Annotated in this window: 21 protein-coding genes and 1 pseudogene; 1 reads left to right on the forward strand and 21 read right to left on the reverse strand. The window is 54.6% G+C overall.

The window, feature by feature from the left end; all coding sequences use genetic code 11:
* Positions 1 to 84 precede the first annotated feature (84 nt).
* The 9 genes from CAP48_RS00885 to CAP48_RS00925 all read right to left on the reverse strand — a co-directional run bounded on the left by CAP48_RS00885 (position 85) and on the right by CAP48_RS00925 (position 9,248).
* Positions 85 to 1,176, reverse strand: coding sequence for a leucyl aminopeptidase (locus CAP48_RS00885; RefSeq protein WP_100694142.1), 1,092 nt, complete (start codon positions 1,174 to 1,176; stop codon positions 85 to 87).
* Entirely contained in the window at positions 1,173 to 1,994 is an 822-nt protein-coding gene (locus tag CAP48_RS00890; protein WP_161495168.1) for an alpha/beta fold hydrolase, read from the reverse strand. Before CAP48_RS00890 ends, CAP48_RS00885 begins: the two co-directional genes overlap by 4 nt.
* A 149-nt stretch (positions 1,995 to 2,143) precedes the next feature.
* On the reverse strand, positions 2,144 to 2,926 hold the full coding sequence (locus CAP48_RS00895) for an isochorismatase family protein (protein ID WP_100694144.1): 783 nt from the start codon (positions 2,924 to 2,926) through the stop codon (positions 2,144 to 2,146).
* A gap of 20 nt (positions 2,927 to 2,946) precedes the next feature.
* The gene (locus CAP48_RS00900; protein WP_161495169.1) at positions 2,947 to 4,146 is read right to left on the reverse strand and encodes an FAD-dependent monooxygenase; all 1,200 of its coding nucleotides are present in this window, start codon (positions 4,144 to 4,146) and stop codon (positions 2,947 to 2,949) included.
* A 35-nt stretch (positions 4,147 to 4,181) separates the two neighbouring features.
* Positions 4,182 to 4,673: a (2Fe-2S)-binding protein gene (locus CAP48_RS00905; RefSeq protein ID WP_100694146.1), complete on the reverse strand. Its 492-nt coding sequence runs from the start codon at positions 4,671 to 4,673 to the stop codon at positions 4,182 to 4,184.
* Positions 4,670 to 5,518, reverse strand: a complete 849-nt coding sequence (locus CAP48_RS00910; protein WP_100694147.1) for a xanthine dehydrogenase family protein subunit M — start codon at positions 5,516 to 5,518, stop codon at positions 4,670 to 4,672. The genes CAP48_RS00905 and CAP48_RS00910 overlap by 4 nt, the downstream gene beginning before the upstream one ends.
* On the reverse strand, positions 5,499 to 5,966 hold the full coding sequence (locus CAP48_RS00915) for a CoxG family protein (RefSeq protein ID WP_100694148.1): 468 nt from the start codon (positions 5,964 to 5,966) through the stop codon (positions 5,499 to 5,501). Before CAP48_RS00915 ends, CAP48_RS00910 begins: the two co-directional genes overlap by 20 nt.
* A gap of 1 nt (position 5,967) precedes the next feature.
* The gene (locus CAP48_RS00920; protein ID WP_100694149.1) at positions 5,968 to 8,241 is read right to left on the reverse strand and encodes a xanthine dehydrogenase family protein molybdopterin-binding subunit; all 2,274 of its coding nucleotides are present in this window, start codon (positions 8,239 to 8,241) and stop codon (positions 5,968 to 5,970) included.
* 23 nt (positions 8,242 to 8,264) lie between these two features.
* A complete protein-coding gene (locus CAP48_RS00925; RefSeq protein WP_100694150.1) occupies positions 8,265 to 9,248 on the reverse strand; it encodes a tripartite tricarboxylate transporter substrate binding protein in 984 nt (327 codons plus the stop codon).
* A gap of 110 nt (positions 9,249 to 9,358) precedes the next feature.
* Here CAP48_RS00925 and CAP48_RS00930 point away from each other — a divergent pair, with 110 nt between their 5' ends.
* On the forward strand, positions 9,359 to 10,048 hold the full coding sequence (locus CAP48_RS00930) for an IclR family transcriptional regulator (protein WP_161495170.1): 690 nt from the start codon (positions 9,359 to 9,361) through the stop codon (positions 10,046 to 10,048).
* Positions 10,049 to 10,334: 286 nt separating this feature from the next.
* On the opposite strand, the gene CAP48_RS00935 is transcribed toward CAP48_RS00930, so the two are convergent.
* From CAP48_RS00935 to CAP48_RS00990, 12 genes and pseudogenes are all read right to left on the reverse strand, one after another.
* Positions 10,335 to 10,730, reverse strand: a complete 396-nt coding sequence (locus CAP48_RS00935; protein WP_100694152.1) for a hypothetical protein — start codon at positions 10,728 to 10,730, stop codon at positions 10,335 to 10,337.
* Positions 10,731 to 11,000: 270 nt separating this feature from the next.
* Positions 11,001 to 11,282, reverse strand: a complete 282-nt coding sequence (gene rpsQ, locus CAP48_RS00940; RefSeq protein ID WP_024004135.1) for a 30S ribosomal protein S17 — start codon at positions 11,280 to 11,282, stop codon at positions 11,001 to 11,003.
* 1 nt (position 11,283) lies between these two features.
* Positions 11,284 to 11,478, reverse strand: a complete 195-nt coding sequence (rpmC, locus tag CAP48_RS00945; RefSeq protein WP_014752559.1) for a 50S ribosomal protein L29 — start codon at positions 11,476 to 11,478, stop codon at positions 11,284 to 11,286.
* Positions 11,479 to 11,488: 10 nt separating this feature from the next.
* Positions 11,489 to 11,905, reverse strand: coding sequence for a 50S ribosomal protein L16 (rplP, locus tag CAP48_RS00950; protein ID WP_014752560.1), 417 nt, complete (start codon positions 11,903 to 11,905; stop codon positions 11,489 to 11,491).
* A 2-nt stretch (positions 11,906 to 11,907) separates the two neighbouring features.
* Positions 11,908 to 12,714, reverse strand: a complete 807-nt coding sequence (gene rpsC / locus CAP48_RS00955) for a 30S ribosomal protein S3 (RefSeq protein ID WP_100694153.1) — start codon at positions 12,712 to 12,714, stop codon at positions 11,908 to 11,910.
* A gap of 9 nt (positions 12,715 to 12,723) precedes the next feature.
* Positions 12,724 to 13,053, reverse strand: a complete 330-nt coding sequence (gene rplV, locus CAP48_RS00960; protein ID WP_100694154.1) for a 50S ribosomal protein L22 — start codon at positions 13,051 to 13,053, stop codon at positions 12,724 to 12,726.
* 3 nt (positions 13,054 to 13,056) lie between these two features.
* Positions 13,057 to 13,332, reverse strand: coding sequence for a 30S ribosomal protein S19 (gene rpsS / locus CAP48_RS00965; protein ID WP_014752563.1), 276 nt, complete (start codon positions 13,330 to 13,332; stop codon positions 13,057 to 13,059).
* A 12-nt stretch (positions 13,333 to 13,344) separates the two neighbouring features.
* The gene (rplB, locus tag CAP48_RS00970; protein ID WP_100694155.1) at positions 13,345 to 14,172 is read right to left on the reverse strand and encodes a 50S ribosomal protein L2; all 828 of its coding nucleotides are present in this window, start codon (positions 14,170 to 14,172) and stop codon (positions 13,345 to 13,347) included.
* 1 nt (position 14,173) lies between these two features.
* Positions 14,174 to 14,476: a 50S ribosomal protein L23 gene (gene rplW, locus CAP48_RS00975; protein ID WP_100694156.1), complete on the reverse strand. Its 303-nt coding sequence runs from the start codon at positions 14,474 to 14,476 to the stop codon at positions 14,174 to 14,176.
* Complete coding sequence (gene rplD / locus CAP48_RS00980; RefSeq protein ID WP_100694157.1) at positions 14,473 to 15,093, reverse strand: 50S ribosomal protein L4; 621 nt, start codon at positions 15,091 to 15,093, stop codon at positions 14,473 to 14,475. Before rplD ends, rplW begins: the two co-directional genes overlap by 4 nt.
* A complete protein-coding gene (rplC, locus tag CAP48_RS00985; protein ID WP_100694158.1) occupies positions 15,093 to 15,782 on the reverse strand; it encodes a 50S ribosomal protein L3 in 690 nt (229 codons plus the stop codon). The genes rplD and rplC overlap by 1 nt, the downstream gene beginning before the upstream one ends.
* A 712-nt stretch (positions 15,783 to 16,494) precedes the next feature.
* Positions 16,495 to 18,059, reverse strand: a pseudogene (locus tag CAP48_RS00990) (FGGY-family carbohydrate kinase).
* Positions 18,060 to 18,064: the final 5 nt, after the last annotated feature.

Consider the following 18,064-nt stretch of genomic DNA (forward strand, 5'->3'; position numbering starts at 1 on the left):
GCACCCGCACGGATTGATGCTTTCGCGCATGGCCGACAAACCATCATGCAGGGCATCTGCCGGAGAACGCTCGAAAACAACAGCTTAGCGCGGCCAGTTGCTCAACGATGTCCGCGGCGGATTCACCGCCCCTTTTTCGGATAGTTCCGGGTGCACCACATCACCATCGCGAACAATCTCCACGCCATCCAGGGTGAGGCTGCAGCCGCGCATCGGAATGTCCATATGGCATGCCGTATCGTTATCTCCGCCCAGTTCCACATTTGGGCCCAGCGAAAATAGGACGTTGCCGTAAAATGACAAGGCGTTCATGACGTGCTCTTGATGCAAATGGCGCGTCGCTTCAAAGTGGTACCAGCGCGCCGCATCGTTCAAGCCCCAGCCAATATGCGAAATGGCGTAAGCGCGGTTGTCATCGAACCCGGCCATGTAGGTGCGCAGCAGGTCTGCATCCATGCCGCTCCCCTCAATCTTCGTGACTGAGCCACGCTCTACCGTCAGGACGACATCGCTTTGCAGGTAACGCTTGAACGCTGTCAGGATATCGCCTGCTCGTAAAACGACGGTGCCGTTGACCGCGCCATCGGTGGCCTGGGTGAACACGAAACCGGAAGGAAAATTGTCCCAACGGCCGGGCTCGTCTGTAAATCCATATTCAGACATGACGGGATATTGGCCCAATTCATATGTGATATCGGTACCGTAGCGGGACGTAATGTGCATGTGACGGGCGGGGATCAGGATTTCACGGGCACGTTCGACTCGTTTGGCCAATTCGGGAGTCGGGAACATGGCGCGCAATACATGAGGCGGTTCCATGATGCGCAGCACCCGCACGCCTGCCTTTTGCATCTCAAGCTGTTCACGCGAAAAAAGCAGGCCCACCAGGTCAATGACCATATCGCAGCGCTTGAGCATATCCAGAAGCAAATCGTGGCCCGTGAACGGGTGGCGCCCCTGCACGCCAGTCTGTAGTGACTGGTCGCGCTGAACATTCACATTGAACGCCTGTGCGCCCAGGCGATGCGCTGCTTTCAATAGGGCCTGTACATAGTCGGTCCATTCTGTTCCGGCGTTCAAGACGGCAATCCGTTCGCCCTCTTGCACCTTGCATAGCCGCAACTCTTCCAGAAACAACTCAACGAGGTCGAAATCCACTGCTGATGATGTCGTCATATTGTCTTTTGCGCTCCATATTGTAGAGCCTGTCTTAGTATCGACAGACATAGATCCGTATTTTCCGCCTGCAATTGGTGAGCGGCGCCTTCGGCCCGCAGCACCTTAAGGCTTGGGTGACTCTGCTGAAACCGGGCCACTTCGTCGCTGTTGATCACACCGCTGGCCATTGCTACGACCAGCGTGACGGGACAGTTGGTCGCCGCCACGTCCTGATAGATATCCTGTTCGTGAAAATCGCGATAAGCCACATCAATGACCCGCGGATCGCAAACCGCCATCCACTGCGCGCGCTGGCGGCGCAGCGGTTCAGGCCACGGTGCGATCCCGGCCTGCTGCAAATACGCGTCGGCTTCACCCCGGCGGGCCGATTCGACCATTGCGTGGGTGCGTTCGCTGCCGATAGGATAGGGCCGGGTACCGGGCGCGCAGGCAGGAGGATCCAGCATCACCAGTTGCCCGATCCGGTGCGAACGCGCCGCCAGTCTTGCGCCAATGCGAGCGCCCATCGAATGGCCCACGACGATCGGCTCGTTCAGATCCATTGCGATCAGGAAAGCCTCCAGATCGTGTGCACATGCATCTAGCCCATAGTCCAGATGCGGCCCTTGCTCACTTAATCCGCGTCCCCTGACATCCAGGATCCAGACATCATAACCATCCTGCGCTATTGGTTCGGCAATGTGGCTCCATAACGCCGCAGGACTGACGATACCCGGCACAATCACCACCGGTCCCTTGGCTCCGACATAATGAAGGTAATGCTGCCGGATACTGTTGATCCGGACGTGTCCGCCGTCCTGGCGAGGTTCTGTCATGATGTCACTCCGTGAATGATACTCATCAAAAGGCATGCCACTGCGGCACCAAGAACATCTTGCGCTGACCGGACGCGATGCCGCATCTGAAAGATGCTCCATCGTGTGCGGACCCGTCTCGAAAAGGCGCTAACATCTTGTGCCGGGACTTATTCAGCAGGGAATGGACCCTTTTGTACTGAAGTGAGCGGTATGAGGTTGATGACCTCTTCGGTGGACATGACGTCAGCATATTTGCTGTGCATATCAAACAAGTTGACGGCATGAGAGGTCTGAGACCGGTCAAAGACGGCATCATGCGGCACAATCACGTGGTAACCATAAGATGAGGCGTCCACGGTGGAGGCACGCACACAGCCACTGGTTGTCGTGCCTGTCACGACAACACAATTGACATCGAACGTGGTTAGATAGCTAACCAGGGGTGTTCCAAAAAATGCGCTGGCGTGATGTTTCGGTAACAGTATATCGCCTGCACCAGGTGCGCATTCCTTTACCATTTCGTAGCCTTTGGGCGGAATAGACATGATTGCAGGGGCTTTTTCTGCGAAGCGCTGTCCATCATGATTTTTTTTGTAGGCCACATGGGGGAAAACTACCGGAAACCCACGAGCGCGAAAAGCATCGATCAGCCGAGAGATGTATGGGACTGCTCTCCAGCCATATTCACCGCAACTGGTCGGATATTCACGCTTGATGGATTCCAGGATCGGCAGGCGCGCATGTCCTACGGAACGGTATTGGACGTCAATGACCAGTAAAGCGGGCCGAATCTCGCCTTCGAACGGCTTGCCGAACCCCGCTGTTCGGTAAATTTCCTGCTCCTCCGGAGTGATAACGTGTTGCCACGGCGACGCTGAACGGTCCGGACCCCCGCTTTCTTCTTCGCGCAGATATATCTCTGGCGTCGAATCGATATTTGATGCTTTCATTTCCTTCCTTTCACTTTCATTCAAACGCCGACGGTCAGCGCGTTGTAACTTACGATCCAGTCGTAGCGCTCTCGGACTTTTTCTTTACTCCACTGTTTTTCGATATAGCTGCGCGCCCTTTGCTCTTTGCCGAGGTCGGCATGGTGAAAGACGCGAAGCATATCCATAGAAGCGCGGGCCACCTTGTATCCGCGTTCCCGACGTAAGGCATCATATTGCTGCAGGGCAGATTCAATGCCTTGGTCTCCAGTAAGTACATTAACCAGGACGCAACTATCCTCGAATGCCAGATTCACGCCTTGGCCCAGGTACGGCACCATGGAGTGACAAGCATCCCCTGCCAGCGCCACATGACCGCGCGCCCAGGTGGGCAATTCGTCGCGCACAAACAAGCCCCATTTGTAGAGCACGTCGGCGCCACTGATCATTTCTATGACCTGTTCATGCCAGCCCTCGAAATCGCCTAAGCATGCTTCAAGTTCTCCAGGCTCTGACCAAGATTCCTGTTCCCATTGCTGACTATCCACCTGGCCGGAGAAACTGATAAATTGCCTGCCGTCATGCTGCACCGGGTAACTGGTGATGTGCGCCGTCGGGCCGACCCAAGTAGTCGCCATCGGGGTACGGTATTTTTCCGAAATGCGTTCGATCGGTACCAGTCCGCGCCAGGCGATAGCGTTCGTAAAGTTCTGCCGCACTTCACCAAACATCTGTTGACGCACTTTTGAGTGCACGCCGTCTGCACCGATCAGGACATCGGCTTTGACCGACGGTTTGCCCTCAAAATGCACCGTGACCCCGTCATTAGTCTCGTCATACCCAATACATTTGTGATCCAGATGAATGCATCCTGGCTGCGCTTTCTCCAGCGCGCTCAGCAGAATACGATGCAACTCATAGCGCAGCACCATGTACAAGGTATGTTCCTTGCTGTTTTCAGCGCCTTTGTTATACACGGACCAAGCCTGGGCGGTATTCCACAGGCGTACCACCCGGTCAATGGGCGGCAGATTGATTTTCTCAAGATCTGGCCCCAGACCTAGATCGTTCAGGACCCGAGCGCCATTGATGGAAATCCACAAGCCTGCGCCTAATTCTCGATGAGCAGGAGCCTGCTCGTACACAGCTACCTGCACCCCCTTGCGGGCCAGGCCCAGCGCCGTCGCCAATCCCCCCATTCCGGCGCCGGAAATCACCACTTTCTTTTCTGCATTTGCCATTTTGTTCATCCTATATATCCACTTTCCATCACAAATTAAGAATTTTCATTCAGTGTGCGCGCCGTATCCTGTACGGCCTCGATAATCTTCTGGTATCCCGTACAACGACAAATATTTCCATGCAGATAATGCTTGATTTGCTCTACCGTAGGTGCAGAATGACGCGTCAGCAGGGCGCGGATCGCCACAATCATTCCTGGCGTACAGAAGCCGCATTGCAAGGCACCATGCTTGACGAAAGCCGTCTGGATTGCGGACATCACCTCATCGTTCTTCGCCGATTCAATTGTCTGCACCGAAGCGCCTTCACATTCCATGGCGAGCGTGCTGCAACTGGATACAGGCTTGCCATCCACCAAGACAGTGCAGGCGCCACAAACTTCTGCGTCACAGGACCGTTTGGTTCCCGTCAGGCCGAACTCATTGCGCAGAACGTCGATCAACAAATCTCGATGCGAAATTGTGGCGTTTTTACACTCGCCATTTACGACAATTGAAATATCCGACAACTGAGTATTCACATTCATTTCACACACTCCATCGCACTGCGCACGGCCAGCACCGCGACCAGATGCTTCCGATAAGACTCGGAGCCGTACACTCCTTCGAGCACATCCAGTCCGGCCATGTCTCGCGCCGCAGCCTGCATGACATCGAACTCACTCACCGCATCGCGTTCATTCAGGACAGCACAAACATTGTTGAGTCGCTCGGGCAGGCCAGTAATCGACCCGGCCCACGACTCCCACACAGGCGTTCCATCGACTAGATTACGTACACATGCAACGCCCGCCGAAGGCCGATTCAGGTACACGACTTTCCGATAGGCGCAACGGCACTCCTCCGCTCCCAGGGGAACGACAATTTCCGTCATAAATTCAGCCTCTTCTCGTACGGTCGAATAAGGACCATCAAAAAATTCGCGCACTGGAACGTCGCGTTTACCCTGCCGTCCAATGAGGACAACGCGCGCGTTCAGAGCCGCCAATAGGGCAGGAGGATCCGCATTCGGTTCAGCAAAGCACAGATTTCCAGCCAGCGTGCCGGCACTGCGCACGCGAATATTGGCAATGTTGTGACTCAAATCGGCATAACCGGAAAGGACCCTTTTTACGATCTCCGAATCTGCGATTTCCTGATGAGTCACCAGCGCGCCAATATGCAATGAACCGTCCTGCATCTGGATTTGATTGAGACGCGGAATTTTTTTCAGATTGAGGACATGGCCGGCCTCGATCACCCGTTCCTTCATGCCGATGATCGCCTCTGTGCCGCCCGCGTAAAAGATGAAATCATCGTCGAAATCACTGGCCAGTTTCAATGCATCCTCTATGCTCTGTGGACTATGGAACTCAAACCGTCTTGGCTTCATCTATTTGCTCCAGCTCCTCATGTAAATTCACATCGAACTCGCGAAATATATCCGCGCATTTTTTCTTGACGACGGGATAACCCAACGTCGCAAGTTTTCCAGATATCTGGATATCCGCATCAATGTCGATAGTGACCAACTCCTCTTCTTGTCCAAGCATAAGGATCAGCTTGACCGAAACGCCGGTCGCAGTCTTCTTGTCCTTGCCGGAAGCGGTAATGCCAACCCGCTCATTCTCGACATATTCGTCCACGACAATCTCGCATGGCATTTCGAACTTGAAAGGTCCCACTTTTTGTCTGATCAGGGCCGTATAGTCTTTCAAGGGTTCGCGCTCTTCTACATCGCTGCAACCCGGTATCAATCCGGCGATTCGCGTCACGTCGAACAATAAGGCCCACAATGCCTCCCTGCTCGTGTCGACGCTCGTTTTTGTTTCAAATTTCATTTCAATCTTCCTTTTGTAAGTGAATAGCGCGCCAGACTTTTTCTGGAGTCAGAGGTAAAGATCGTATGCGTACGCCATATTTTGTCCGGATTGCGTTAGCCACTGCAGGCGCGATAGGTAGAATCGAGCCTTCTCCCATTCCCCTGGAGCCAAAAGGACCAGGGCCGTCTTCGTTTTCAATGAAATGGGTATGCATATTAGGCGCCTGCTCGATCGTGGGCACCTTGTAATCAAAGGCAGAGCCGTTGATTATCTGGCCGTCTTCGTATACATATTGTTCAGTTAACGTATGGCCAAGCCCCATCATCGCCGCGCCTTCGTCCTGACCTTCTGCGCTTTTCATATTCAGGACTTTACCGACATCGGCACAGAGCGTCAGATTATCAACTGTGATTTGGCCGGTATCTTCATCAACCGAAATTTCGCACACGCCCGCCGCCGTCTCCCAGAACAAGGGGGCCTGTTTCAAGGTACCGTTCTTGCTGTATGGCGTGACACGGCCAATGGCCGAGAACTCGCCAGCAGTCAGCCCCTGGAAGCGGCGCAATAACTCCTTGAACGAAAGAAATTCCTTTGCGATTTGCACGCCGCCTTCAACGATCTGCACATCTTGGAGCTCTACACCCATCGCAAGGCTGCCCGCCTCCTGTAACTGCTCGCGGATTTGCCGCGTGGCGTCTTCGATCGCCAGTCCAATAATGACAGTGGAACGACTCGCGCCGGTGCCCCAGTCATAGGGCGCCGATTGCGTGTCCGGTTCCAGTACCGTTACATTTTCCAGCGGCTGGTTCAGGTTACGCGCCGCGATGAGCCGCTGCACGCCGCGGGCGCCCTGGCCGATCTCTGCAGTAGTGGCTGCAACAGTGATATGTCCATCGGCCGATAGCCGCACAATGGCTCCCCCAACGGGAAGGATGCCTGGGTCGGTTGCAGCAACTGCTACGCCGCGCAGCTTTGCCCCGTCGCTGGAATCGCTCATCGATTCCATCAGCGCGAGCGCATGCTTCAGTTCGTCACCTACGTCGACGTCGATGGGGCGCAGATCGGCCTTGATGACGCCATGTCGGGGCGCAAGATTGTGCCGGCGAAACTCAATGGGATCCATTCCGATGGCATGTGCCATATCGTCAATTTGAGATTCACATGCCCAGACTGCCTGAGGTCCGCCGATTGAACGGAACGATGCTGCCGGCACAGTATTTGTATAGACCGCACGAGAACGCAGGCGCAGGTTTTCGAAGACATACGGCCCGATCGCACGAATCGCCGCCTTGGTCGAGATGGCGGGGCCCGTATCAGCATAAGCGCCACAGTTGGCCACGACGTCAATACTGCGCGCAGTCAACTTCCCATTGTGGTCCACTGCGGTTTTGATCGTAATCACCGTGTCGACGCGACGACAGGTTTGCATGGACTCCATGAGGCTTAACTGCAATTTGACCGGACGCTTGACGAATCGGGACAGTGCGGCGGCCAGCGGATCCAGCTTTACCGATGCCTTGCCTCCAAAACCCCCGCCAACATACGGCGTATGCACACGCACCTTGGTAATGGGCAGGCCGAATACTTCCGAGCAGACTCGCTGGATAGCTGTCGGCGTCTGTCCGTTGCTCCAGAGTTCAAGTCCCTGATCGTGATAATTGGCAATAACGGCGTGCGGCTCCATGGCATAGTGATAAATACCAGGAAAAACGTAATCGTCTTCTAGCACTCTGCTGGCATTCTCAAATGCTTCATCGACCTTGCCCTGCTCATAGTCATACAAGTGGCAAATATTGGTGCCTTCGACCGGTTTGGGTCCACCACGAAAATAGAAGTCGTTCAGAACGTCGAAGTTTTCATGGACCAGCGGCGCATCGGCTTCTAGGGCCGCCTTGCCTTCCGTCACAAAGGGCAGCACCTCGTAGTCGATGTCGATAAGCTCAATCGCATCTTCCGCAATGGCCTCGGACTCAGCAATGACTACGGCCACGGGTTCGCCTGCATAACGGGCGATTTCGGTGGCAATAACAGGACGGTCGTTGAAATACAGGCCCCAATGGATCGTCGCACATAGTTGCGGCGTCAGATCCTGACCGCTGAATACGCCCAACACGCCAGTAAGGGCTTTGGCTTGGCCGCACTCAATGGAGAGAATCCGCGCATGTGGATGAGGACTCCTGATGATTCGGGCGTAGGCCATATCAGGCAAAACCATGTCGGTTACATAGCGCGCTTCGCCCGATACTTTTTCCATGTAGTCGGGGCGAGTTTCAGTTCTGTTTTGTGCCTTCATTTGGGTTCCAACTTGCATAGCATTTAATTAATTGTGATTCCGCCAGCCTTGATCACGGCCAACCACTTCGCGGTATCGGCTATCTCCAGTGCTTTCAGTTGTGCAACACTCTCATGCATGGGCACAGCGCCTTGCGCTCGCAACTTGGCGATGATCTCTGGATCTTTCAGCATCACGCCGACCTGTTTGTTCAGTTTTTCGATCACGGGTTCTGGCGTGCCCTTAGGCGCATAGATAGCGAACCAGGTATTGGCTTCAAAGCCAGGCAATGCACCCTCATCCAGCGTGGGTACGTCGGGCAGTTCTTCAGTCCGTTTTTTTGTTGTCGCAGCAAGCGCACGCAACTTGCCGTCTCGAATATGACTGAGCACTGCCGGACCCTGCTCTATGACCATGTCGATACGTCCGGCCAACAGATCCACCACCATTCCGCCACTGCCCTTGTATGGGACGTGAAGAATATCAAGTTTGGCCTCTTGTTTGAACAACTCCGGGAAAACGTGCTGCGATGTACCGGGCCCTGCCGAACCATAGGTGTATTTTCCAGGCGCTTCGCGGATCATCTTGATCAGATCATCAATTGTTTTAGCCGGACTTGATGCAGGCACGACTACATAAGAAGGCAGGTTGGCCAGCGTAGAAACAGGCGTTAACCGCTCTTGCGCTTTATGCATGTTGTCTAGCAACGAGGGCAGGATAGTATGCAGCGATACCGCTCCGACTAACAGTGTATGACCGTCGGGCGCCGCGCGTGCCACATTGTCGGCCCCTATCACTCCCGAGGCGCCCGGTTTGTTTTCCACTACAACGCTCTCGCCCCAAGTCTTCTGCAGGTTATAAGCAACTAATCGGGCGAACATATCCGTTGCCCCGCCGGGCGGATAGGGAGCTACTATTTTAATGAGTTTGTCTGGGTACGCCTCCACTGATTCGGCATGCGCCGGCAAACCCAAAAGCGCAGTACAGGTCGTAGCCAGCCAGATCAAGGCTATTTTCAAAGTCCGCATTATCTCTCCTAAATTTTTTATCTAAAATTCTGCTTGACAGAATGCACTTACGTCTAATAGAATTTATAACACGATATGAACCTAATTCAAAACTAGGGTATTTACCAACTATGAATAAAAGCGAACCTGTATCGGCCGTTGAACGCGCACTGGCAATCCTTAACGCTTTCAGGCCCGATGAGCCTTATGTCTCCCTGCATGAACTGTCACTCCGCACCGGGCTATACAAAAGCACCTTATTGCGGCAACTGGTCACACTAACCCAGTATCATTGCGTCACTCGTCTGGATAACGGACAGTATCAACTGGGCGCCCGAGTGCTCAATTGGGCGCATGTCTACACGACTTCCCTGAACCTGGACCAGCATGTTCCTCCGGCGCTGGACCGACTGGTTTCCATCACAGGTGAAGGCGCGTCATTCTTCACCCAGGATGGTGACTTGCGCGTTTGCCTGTACCGCGCAGACTCGAACAAAGGCATTCGTGATCATGTCAGGCAAGGCGAACTGTTGCCGCTGGACAAGGGCGCGGCCGGGCGCATTTTGCTTGACTACAGGAAATCGTTGGATCAGATGCCCGCCCCCAAGGTGTTGTTTTCCATTGGCGAACGTGAGGAAGAAATCGCGGCGCTGGCGGCCCCTGTTTTCACCAAAGATGGCCTGAAGGGAGCATTGGCGATCTCCGGCCCGGCTACCCGTTTTCTTGAAGAGAACGTTGCGCAGTGGAAACCTGTATTGCTGGAGGCCGCTCAAAGCCTGAGCCATACGCTCGGCGGTGGCCATTTTTTTACGTCGCGGTGAGCAGTGACATTGTGTTCATGTGAGCAAGTCGCTCGCTGATGGAAAATAGAGGCCGGTGTGACCTGTGACGTATCAGTCCGCAGGCAGTCCAGCTCAGCAGCCATGCGATGGGACAGTCAGACTGGCGTCGGAATATTATTTGGATCAGCACGCTTTGGCCCGCATGATCGAGGGAACTGAGCAGGAAAAACCTGGATTACTCGGACGGCCAACCTGACCTCTGACGAAGTAGTACTGATCGCCATCCGCCTTCCTACGATGGGGCAATTTTTGATAGCACGTGAGTTTAGCGCGGCTTGCAATCGCTGGCGACGGTAGCCGCCCTGCCGTTGCGTCCCACTTTGAGCAGACGGCTGCCCTGATTGGTGTGGGCAGACTGTCGGATGACTTCGCCGCTGACAATCCAGGTGACCGTCCCGTTGGTAAACGCCGTAGCATCGCCATCGGTCTGGTCGGCACGCGTCAGTTCATACGTCCCCCGCTTGTCGCTCACGAACACTTTGCTTGCCTTGTCGTTGACGAACTCATAGGCCACGCCCAGTTGCCGCTTACTCTTGCAGGTATAAACGGACTTCTGCGCGTGACTGGGATCGCTGCCCGCTTTGTTGCCTTGCGCTGACCCGGTAGCACAACCGGCCAGAACGATGCTGGCCAGGGCCATCGGGATTAGTATCAGACGCATGCCGTCTCCTTTGATAAAAATAGTGTGATTGTAGTCAAACAATGCGAGCTGCAACACGATAAATCGACATGTGGGTCTGGCGTTCTGCGCGAGCCGTGGACTTACCCCAAAAAAGCACGCCGCCCTCGCATGATTTGCTGGCGATGCCCACAAAAAAAGCCACCCTTCAAAAGGGTGGCTTTGGTACTTCTTCTTCGCATGCCGGCAGTCTGTGCCGTCGCAAACCTGCAAGATGCACAGGCTGTTGACTTGGCTAGCGCCGGTCAAGCATCAGATGACGCGTGCTGCTTCAATAAGACGAACTACACTCCACGATTTGCTGCGTGAAATAGGACGGCCTTCAGCAATTTCTACTGTGTCGCCTTCGTTGATCTCATTGGATTCGTCATGCGCTTTGTACTTGTTTGAACGGACCACGATTTTGCCATAGATGGGGTGCTTGACGCGACGTTCTACCAGAACGACCACGGACTTGTCCATCTTGTTGCTAACCACTTTACCGATCAGGGTACGCTGACGCTTTGCGGGTGTCGTTTGCGTTGTTTCGCTCATATTACTTACCTGCAGCTTTTTCAGTCATGACGGTGCGAACACGCGCAATGTCGCGACGCACTTTCAATAACTGACTGGTGTTGGACAGCTGCTGAGTGGCGCGCTGCATACGCAGGCTAAATTGCGCCCTCAACAGGCTTTCGAGCTCTTTGGACAGCTCGGTCGTCTCTTTGGAACGGAGTTCACTTGCTTTCATGAATCTCTCCTTATGCGCCGAAGTGACGTGTGACAAACGTTGTCGCGATTGGCAGTTTTGCAGCTGCCAGACGGAACGCTTCACGTGCCAGCTCTTCGCTGACGCCGTCCATTTCGTACAAAACTTTACCAGGCTGGATCTCGGCTACCCAATACTCCGGGTTACCTTTACCGTTACCCATACGAACCTCTGCAGGTTTCTGAGAGATTGGTTTGTCTGGGAAAATTCGGATCCAGATACGACCGCCACGTTTAATGTGACGGGTCATGGCACGACGGGCTGCCTCAATCTGGCGCGCTGTCAGGCGACCGCGACCAGTAGCTTTCAGACCGAAGTCGCCAAAGTTTACATTGGTACCGCGAGTGGCCAGGCCGGTGTTGCGGCCTTTTTGCTCTTTACGGTATTTCCTGCGTGCTGGTGACAACATGATTATTCTCCTTCTGTCGCAGTTGCTGCAGCTGGCGCAGCAGCATCGCCGGCTTTGCGGCCGCTGCTGCGACCACGACCGCCTGGACGACGCTGTCCATCAGGACGGTCACCGCGAGGACGACGTGGACGACGCTCATCTTCACGAGGAGCAGCAGCCACTTCAGCTGGCATTTCGCCGTTAGGCAGCAGATCGCCTTTGTAAACCCAGACTTTGATACCAATGATACCGTAGGTAGTCTGTGCTTCAGAGGTGCCGTAGTCGATGATGGCGCGCAGTGTATGCAGAGGCACACGACCTTCACGATACCATTCGGTACGCGCAATTTCGATACCATTCAGACGGCCGGCGGACATGATCTTGATACCCTGCGCACCCAGGCGCATGGCGTTCTGCATCGCGCGTTTCATGGCGCGACGGAACATGATCCGTTTTTCCAGCTGCTGAGCGATAGAATCAGCGATCAGCTGAGCATCGGTTTCAGGCTTGCGAATTTCTTCGATGTTAACGTGAACCGGCACGCCCATCAGGCGTTGCAGGTCTGACTTGAGGCTCTCGATATCTTCGCCGCGCTTGCCGATGACAACACCGGGACGCGCTGAATAAACAGTGATCCGTGCATTTTTTGCAGGACGCTCGATAAGGACGCGACCGACGGATGCGTTTTTCAGTTTCCGTTTCAGGTACTCGCGAACGCGGACGTCTTCGGCCAGCATGGCGCCGTAGTCTTTATCGTCAGCGTACCAGCGTGAGCTCCAGTTACGGTTAACTGCGAGACGGAACCCGGTAGGGTGAATTTTCTGACCCATTGTGACTCCTTATGCGCCGACTTTGACCACAATGTGGCAAGTCTGCTTCTCGATACGGTTACCGCGGCCCTTGGCCCTTGCGGAGAATCGCTTCATTGACTGAGCTTTGTCGACATAAATCGTTGTGACTTTCAGTTCGTCAATATCGGCACCATCATTGTGCTCGGCATTCGCAATCGCGGATTCCAGGGCTTTTTTGACGATGCCAGCGGCTTTTTTAGGTGTGAATGTAAGGATATTCAACGCATGTGCCACAGACTTGCCACGGATCATGTCCGCAACCAGACGGGTTTTTTGCGCAGAGATATGTACACCACGAATAATGGCTGTAGTTTCCATCGCTTACCTCTTAGACTTTTTGTCTGCAGCATGGCCCTTGTACGTACGGGTATGAGCAAACTCGCCAAGCTTGTGACCAACCATATTTTCGTTCACATACACAGGCACGTGCTGACGGCCATTGTGAACAGCAATTGTCAAGCCGATGAAATCAGGCAGGATGGTTGAACGACGCGACCAGGTTTTGATCGGTTTTTTCTCTTTCCCATCGACGGCGGCATCCACTTTTTTCAGCAAGTGGGCGTCTACGAAAGGACCTTTTTTAATAGAACGTGACATTTAGTTCGCCCCTTATTTACGCTTGCGACGTGACACAATCATTGAGTCAGTACGCTTGTTGCGGCGGGTTTTGAAGCCTTTGGACGGTGTACCCCATGGGCTGACCGGCTCACGAGCTTCGCCTGTACGGCCTTCACCACCACCGTGTGGGTGATCAACCGGGTTCATGGCAACACCACGAACGGTCGGACGAATACCACGCCAACGCATCGCACCGGCTTTACCGTATTGACGCAGGCTGTGTTCTTCATTGCCGACTTCACCGATTGTCGCGCGGCAATCAATATGCACGCGGCGAACTTCACCGGAACGCAGACGGATCTGGGCGTAAATGCCTTCACGGGCCATCAGTACAGCGGATGCACCGGCGGAACGGGCGATTTGCGCGCCTTTGCCTGGCAGCATTTCGATGCAGTGGATGGTTGACCCGATAGGGATGTTGCGGATCGGCATGGTGTTACCCACGCGGATTGGCACTTCCTTGCCGGACAACAGCGAGGCGCCCACTTCCAGACCACGAGGAGCGATGATGTAACGACGCTCACCATCTGCATAGCAAAGCAGGGCAATGTGTGCAGTACGGTTAGGATCGTATTCCAGGCGCTCTACTTTTGCAGGAATGCCATCTTTGTTGCGACGGAAATCGACCAGACGGTAATGGTTTTTATGACCACCGCCACGATGCCGCACCGTGATATGACCGTTGTGGTTACGGCCGGAACCACGTTTCTGGTGCTCTACCAGGGCTGCAAAAGGCGTGCCTTTATGCAAACCAGCGTGTACGACCTTGATCATGCCACGACGGCCGGCAGAAGTTGGTTTTGTTTTAACTAAGGCCATCTCAGTTTACCTCCGTAAAGTCGAGTTCCTGACCTTTTTTCAGTGAAACGTAGGCAATACGGTTGGCTTTGCGGCGACCGGTAAAACGGCCTGAACGCTTGACCTTACCCTTACGGTTCAGTACAGAGACGGACTCAACTTCAACTTTGAACAGCATTTCAACAGCTGCTTTCACTTCGGGCTTGGTTGCATCGGGTGCAACACGCAGCGCGATTTGGGGTTTCTCACCAGATTCGGCGATGAATGTCGCTTTTTCAGTGATGACGGGAGCCAAAATCACTTGCAATAAACGTTCTGCTTTCATCCCAGCATCTCCTCGAATTGAGCGATAGCTGCTTTGGTGATCAGCACTTTTTTGTAGTGGACCAGAGACAGCGGATCAGCGTAACGCGGTTCTACAACAGCTACGTTCGGCAGATTGCGAGTTGCCAGGTAGGTGTTTTCATCAACGGTGTCGGTGATGATCAGAACGGAATCCAGACCCATGGCTTTCAGTTTGGACGCAGCCAGTTTTGTCTTGGGCGTGTCGAAAGAGAAAGTGTCAACAACGGCGATGCGATCTTCGCGAGCCAATTGAGACAGGATCGAACGGATACCCGCGCGATACATTTTTTTGTTGACTTTCTGGCTGAAATTTTCTTCAGGAGAGTTCGGGAATGCACGACCACCTCCACGCCAGATAGGGGAAGACGTCATACCGGCACGAGCGCGCCCAGTGCCTTTCTGGCGCCATGGTTTTTTCGTGCTGTGCTTGACCTGTTCGCGATCTTTCTGGGCGCGATTACCGGAACGTGCGTTTGCCTGATAGGCAATCACGACCTGGTGAACCAGCGCTTCGTTGAAATCACGACCGAAGATTGTGTCAGGTGCGCTGACGGTTGCGTCAGACTGACCCTGATCGTTCAGGAGCTTAAGATCCATTATTTGGCTCCTTTCGCAGACATTTTGATGGCCGGCAGAACCACGACATCGCCATTCTTGTGACCGGGCACAGCGCCACGGACCATCAGAAGACCACGTTCAGCGTCAACACGGATTACATCAAGATTTTGAACGGTACGGGTTACATCGCCCATATGACCGGACATACGTTTACCAGGAAAGATACGACCTGGATCCTGCGCCTGACCGATAGAACCGGGTACGCGATGCGACCGCGAGTTACCATGAGAAGCGCGCTGGGAACCAAAGTTGTGACGCTTGATAGTACCTGCGAAACCTTTACCAATCGTCGTGCCTTGCACGTCGACTTTCTGGCCGGCTTCGAATACGCTTTCGACAGCAACAACGGCGCCGGCTGAAAACTCAGCGGCTTTTGCAGGATCGAGACGGAATTCTTTAAGGATGGAACCGGCTTCTGTACCGGCTTTTGCGTAGTGACCTGCTTGTGCCTTGACAACACGGCTTGCACGGCGTTCGCCGTACGCGACCTGAACGGCAGCATAGCCGTCTGTGTCCAGAGACTTGACCTGGGTAACACGGTTGTTGGATACGTCCAGCACGGTGACAGGGATTGACTCGCCTTCTTCCGTGAAGATACGCATCATGCCAACCTTGCGACCAACCAGTCCCAGCCGATAAGCGGCAGGCGTAGGTGTCGTATTCGACATCATTTTCTCCAATTCCCAGCTACGATTGGCTGGGGCTAAATTTAATATGATTCATCCGGTTAAACTCAAGACTGCAACGCTTTGCCTTCCCGGACAACAATACCCATGCAGGTTCAATTCAAAGTGCTGTCAGCGGTGTTGCGACACCCAAAAAAAACGGCATTGCAAAACCAGCAACTGACCAAACAAGGCAAGGCGCATACAGGTATAAGAGCCATAAAGATGACGTTGCGCCGCACCCACGGTGCCCGCTTCATTAATCTTTAAAATCTTTCTTTGATACCTGAGTAGCGCCTAAAACCAGTTCAAAAGCCGGTCAATCAGTGAACCCAACTACAGTGGTTAGCCTGCGACTATAGCATTACGCGAGCCTTTTGGCAAGAAAACTTAGTCGCAATGCGCAAAAAAGCCACGCCGAATCAATCATTTATGTTAGAAATTTGCGACAGGGGCACGTGCTGTCTTGTTGTATGCGACTTTCCCAAATCCCAAAAGCGGGCGGTATGGTACGGGTTAACGGTCAACGGCGCGAACGCAAGGGCGCTATCCTAGCCAGCCGGGACTGTCGCTGTCGCGGCTACGCCTTGGGTTAGGTGGCCTGTTCATTGTTGAAATCGAGTGCGACCCTGGAGGCAATCGTCATTGGAATGACTCAACAGCCTGCTTGGCGTCGCTGTCCGATGGCGACGTATTGCATAGCGTCAAATAGGTTTTAATTGCGCTGTTCAAGCTCCCTCACGCCCGCCAGCGCATGCATGGACGATTGCATGGCCGGATACAGACCTTCGTATATGGCAAAAAGCCGCTGGTACGTCTCGCACGCATGCTCATTTGGCGTGGCGCGGCACACCACATGGGCCCAGCCTTGTTCTACTTGGGCTTCGCTGACCAGGCCAAGTCCGACAGCACCCAGTAGCGCCGCCCCCATGGCTGCTTCGACGGCCTCTTCAATGGTGTACACCGGATACCCGGTGACATCGGCAATTATCTGCATCCACAGGTCTGAGTTGACGGCACCGCCGACCACCACCAGGCGCTGATCCAGGGCCTGCCGGCGCTCGCCCACCGCCCGCATGTTGTGCCACAAGGCAAAGGCGATACCCTCAATGACCGCCCGATACAGATGAGCCCGGGTATGGGTCAGATTCAGCCCGGCAAAGGCGCCGCTGGCGCGGGCATCCCATACCGGGCTGCGCTCACCCATGAGGTACGGCAGGAACACCAAGCCATGTGCACCGGGCGGTAGCGGCGCCGCCTGCTGCTCCAAAAGCGTATAGACAGAGATGCCCTGCTGCGTGGCCTGGGCCAGTTCGGCCTGACAAAACTGTTCGACAAACCAGGTTACGGCGCCGCCGGCCGTTGCCGCCCCTCCAAACACATAGCGCTGAGTCTGCCCCTTGTAGACGTAAGGCATGCAGACCAGGTCGCGGCCACTTTCCGTTTCGGTCTGCAAATAGCCCCAGCACATGCTGGTGCCAAGCATGGCCACGTGGTTTCCGGGCTTGCGTACGCCGCCTGCGAAAGTGGCAACGGCCGCGTCAATGCCGCCCAGCACAATGGGGATTGCGTGCGTCAGCCCCAGTTGCGCCGCCTTGTCGGCTGTCGTGGTGCCAACCACGTCGGTGCTCTCAAGCAGCACGGGCGGCATTTTTTCCGGATCAAGCCCGACCATGCGCATGGCCTCGTCGGACCAGACATGGCGCTGCATATCATAGACGCCGCCGATATTGCCAGCAGAACTGTGGTCTACCGCCAACTGGCCCGTCAGATAGTGGGCGATCCAGCTATTGGGGGCAGGAACCACGCTGTTTTTTCCCAGACTTGCGGTTCGTGATTTTTAATCCACAGCATTTTGGTGAAGCCATAATAACTGTCCACGCCATTGCCGGTAATTTCAAACAGACGCTGCAGGTTGACCTGCTCTTGAATCGCATCGGTTTCTGCCGTTGCCCGCCGGTCCATCCAGATCAGGCATGGGTACAAGGGCTGACAGTCGGCATCGACAGGAATCCCGGCGCCGCCATACAGGCTGCTGATGCACAGACCCGCGATCTGTTCCTGCAACACGCCCTTGTGCAGCGCATGCGCCACGCAGCTGCGCACACTGCGCAGGAACGCATCCAGCCAGACGCTCGCATCCTGTTGTGCCCACAGCGGCGCAGGCGTGTCCGGGTGGTACGCGACACTGTCCTGGGCAAGGACCCTGCCGTCGGTTCCGACGACAAGCGCCTTTGTGCTCTGCGTGCCAATGTCCACGCCAATGATATATTTGTCCATGGTTC

Origin of the sequence: Advenella sp. S44 (assembly GCF_002810445.1) — a bacterium.
Taxonomy (GTDB): Bacteria; Pseudomonadota; Gammaproteobacteria; order Burkholderiales; family Burkholderiaceae_B; genus Advenella.

What these genes read in the sequence shown, in the direction of transcription:
- rplC (WP_100694158.1), bottom strand. Translation starts at nt 15,782, where the DNA reads ATGTCGAATACGACACCTACGCCTGCCGCTTATCGGCTGGGACTGGTT.
- CAP48_RS00885 (WP_100694142.1), bottom strand. Translation starts at nt 1,176, where the DNA reads ATGACGACATCATCAGCAGTGGATTTCGACCTCGTTGAGTTGTTTCTG.
- CAP48_RS00930 (WP_161495170.1), top strand. Translation starts at nt 9,359, where the DNA reads ATGAATAAAAGCGAACCTGTATCGGCCGTTGAACGCGCACTGGCAATC.
- CAP48_RS00900 (WP_161495169.1), bottom strand. Translation starts at nt 4,146, where the DNA reads ATGGCAAATGCAGAAAAGAAAGTGGTGATTTCCGGCGCCGGAATGGGG.
- CAP48_RS00935 (WP_100694152.1), bottom strand. Translation starts at nt 10,730, where the DNA reads ATGCGTCTGATACTAATCCCGATGGCCCTGGCCAGCATCGTTCTGGCC.
- rplV (WP_100694154.1), bottom strand. Translation starts at nt 13,053, where the DNA reads ATGGAAACTACAGCCATTATTCGTGGTGTACATATCTCTGCGCAAAAA.
- CAP48_RS00910 (WP_100694147.1), bottom strand. Translation starts at nt 5,518, where the DNA reads ATGAAGCCAAGACGGTTTGAGTTCCATAGTCCACAGAGCATAGAGGAT.
- CAP48_RS00915 (WP_100694148.1), bottom strand. Translation starts at nt 5,966, where the DNA reads ATGAAATTTGAAACAAAAACGAGCGTCGACACGAGCAGGGAGGCATTG.
- CAP48_RS00890 (WP_161495168.1), bottom strand. Translation starts at nt 1,994, where the DNA reads ATGACAGAACCTCGCCAGGACGGCGGACACGTCCGGATCAACAGTATC.
- CAP48_RS00895 (WP_100694144.1), bottom strand. Translation starts at nt 2,926, where the DNA reads ATGAAAGCATCAAATATCGATTCGACGCCAGAGATATATCTGCGCGAA.
- rplW (WP_100694156.1), bottom strand. Translation starts at nt 14,476, where the DNA reads ATGAAAGCAGAACGTTTATTGCAAGTGATTTTGGCTCCCGTCATCACT.
- rpsC (WP_100694153.1), bottom strand. Translation starts at nt 12,714, where the DNA reads ATGGGTCAGAAAATTCACCCTACCGGGTTCCGTCTCGCAGTTAACCGT.
- CAP48_RS00920 (WP_100694149.1), bottom strand. Translation starts at nt 8,241, where the DNA reads ATGAAGGCACAAAACAGAACTGAAACTCGCCCCGACTACATGGAAAAA.
- rplP (WP_014752560.1), bottom strand. Translation starts at nt 11,905, where the DNA reads ATGTTGTCACCAGCACGCAGGAAATACCGTAAAGAGCAAAAAGGCCGC.
- rpsQ (WP_024004135.1), bottom strand. Translation starts at nt 11,282, where the DNA reads ATGAGCGAAACAACGCAAACGACACCCGCAAAGCGTCAGCGTACCCTG.
- rplD (WP_100694157.1), bottom strand. Translation starts at nt 15,093, where the DNA reads ATGGATCTTAAGCTCCTGAACGATCAGGGTCAGTCTGACGCAACCGTC.
- CAP48_RS00925 (WP_100694150.1), bottom strand. Translation starts at nt 9,248, where the DNA reads ATGCGGACTTTGAAAATAGCCTTGATCTGGCTGGCTACGACCTGTACT.
- rplB (WP_100694155.1), bottom strand. Translation starts at nt 14,172, where the DNA reads ATGGCCTTAGTTAAAACAAAACCAACTTCTGCCGGCCGTCGTGGCATG.
- rpmC (WP_014752559.1), bottom strand. Translation starts at nt 11,478, where the DNA reads ATGAAAGCAAGTGAACTCCGTTCCAAAGAGACGACCGAGCTGTCCAAA.
- rpsS (WP_014752563.1), bottom strand. Translation starts at nt 13,332, where the DNA reads ATGTCACGTTCTATTAAAAAAGGTCCTTTCGTAGACGCCCACTTGCTG.
- CAP48_RS00905 (WP_100694146.1), bottom strand. Translation starts at nt 4,673, where the DNA reads ATGAATGTGAATACTCAGTTGTCGGATATTTCAATTGTCGTAAATGGC.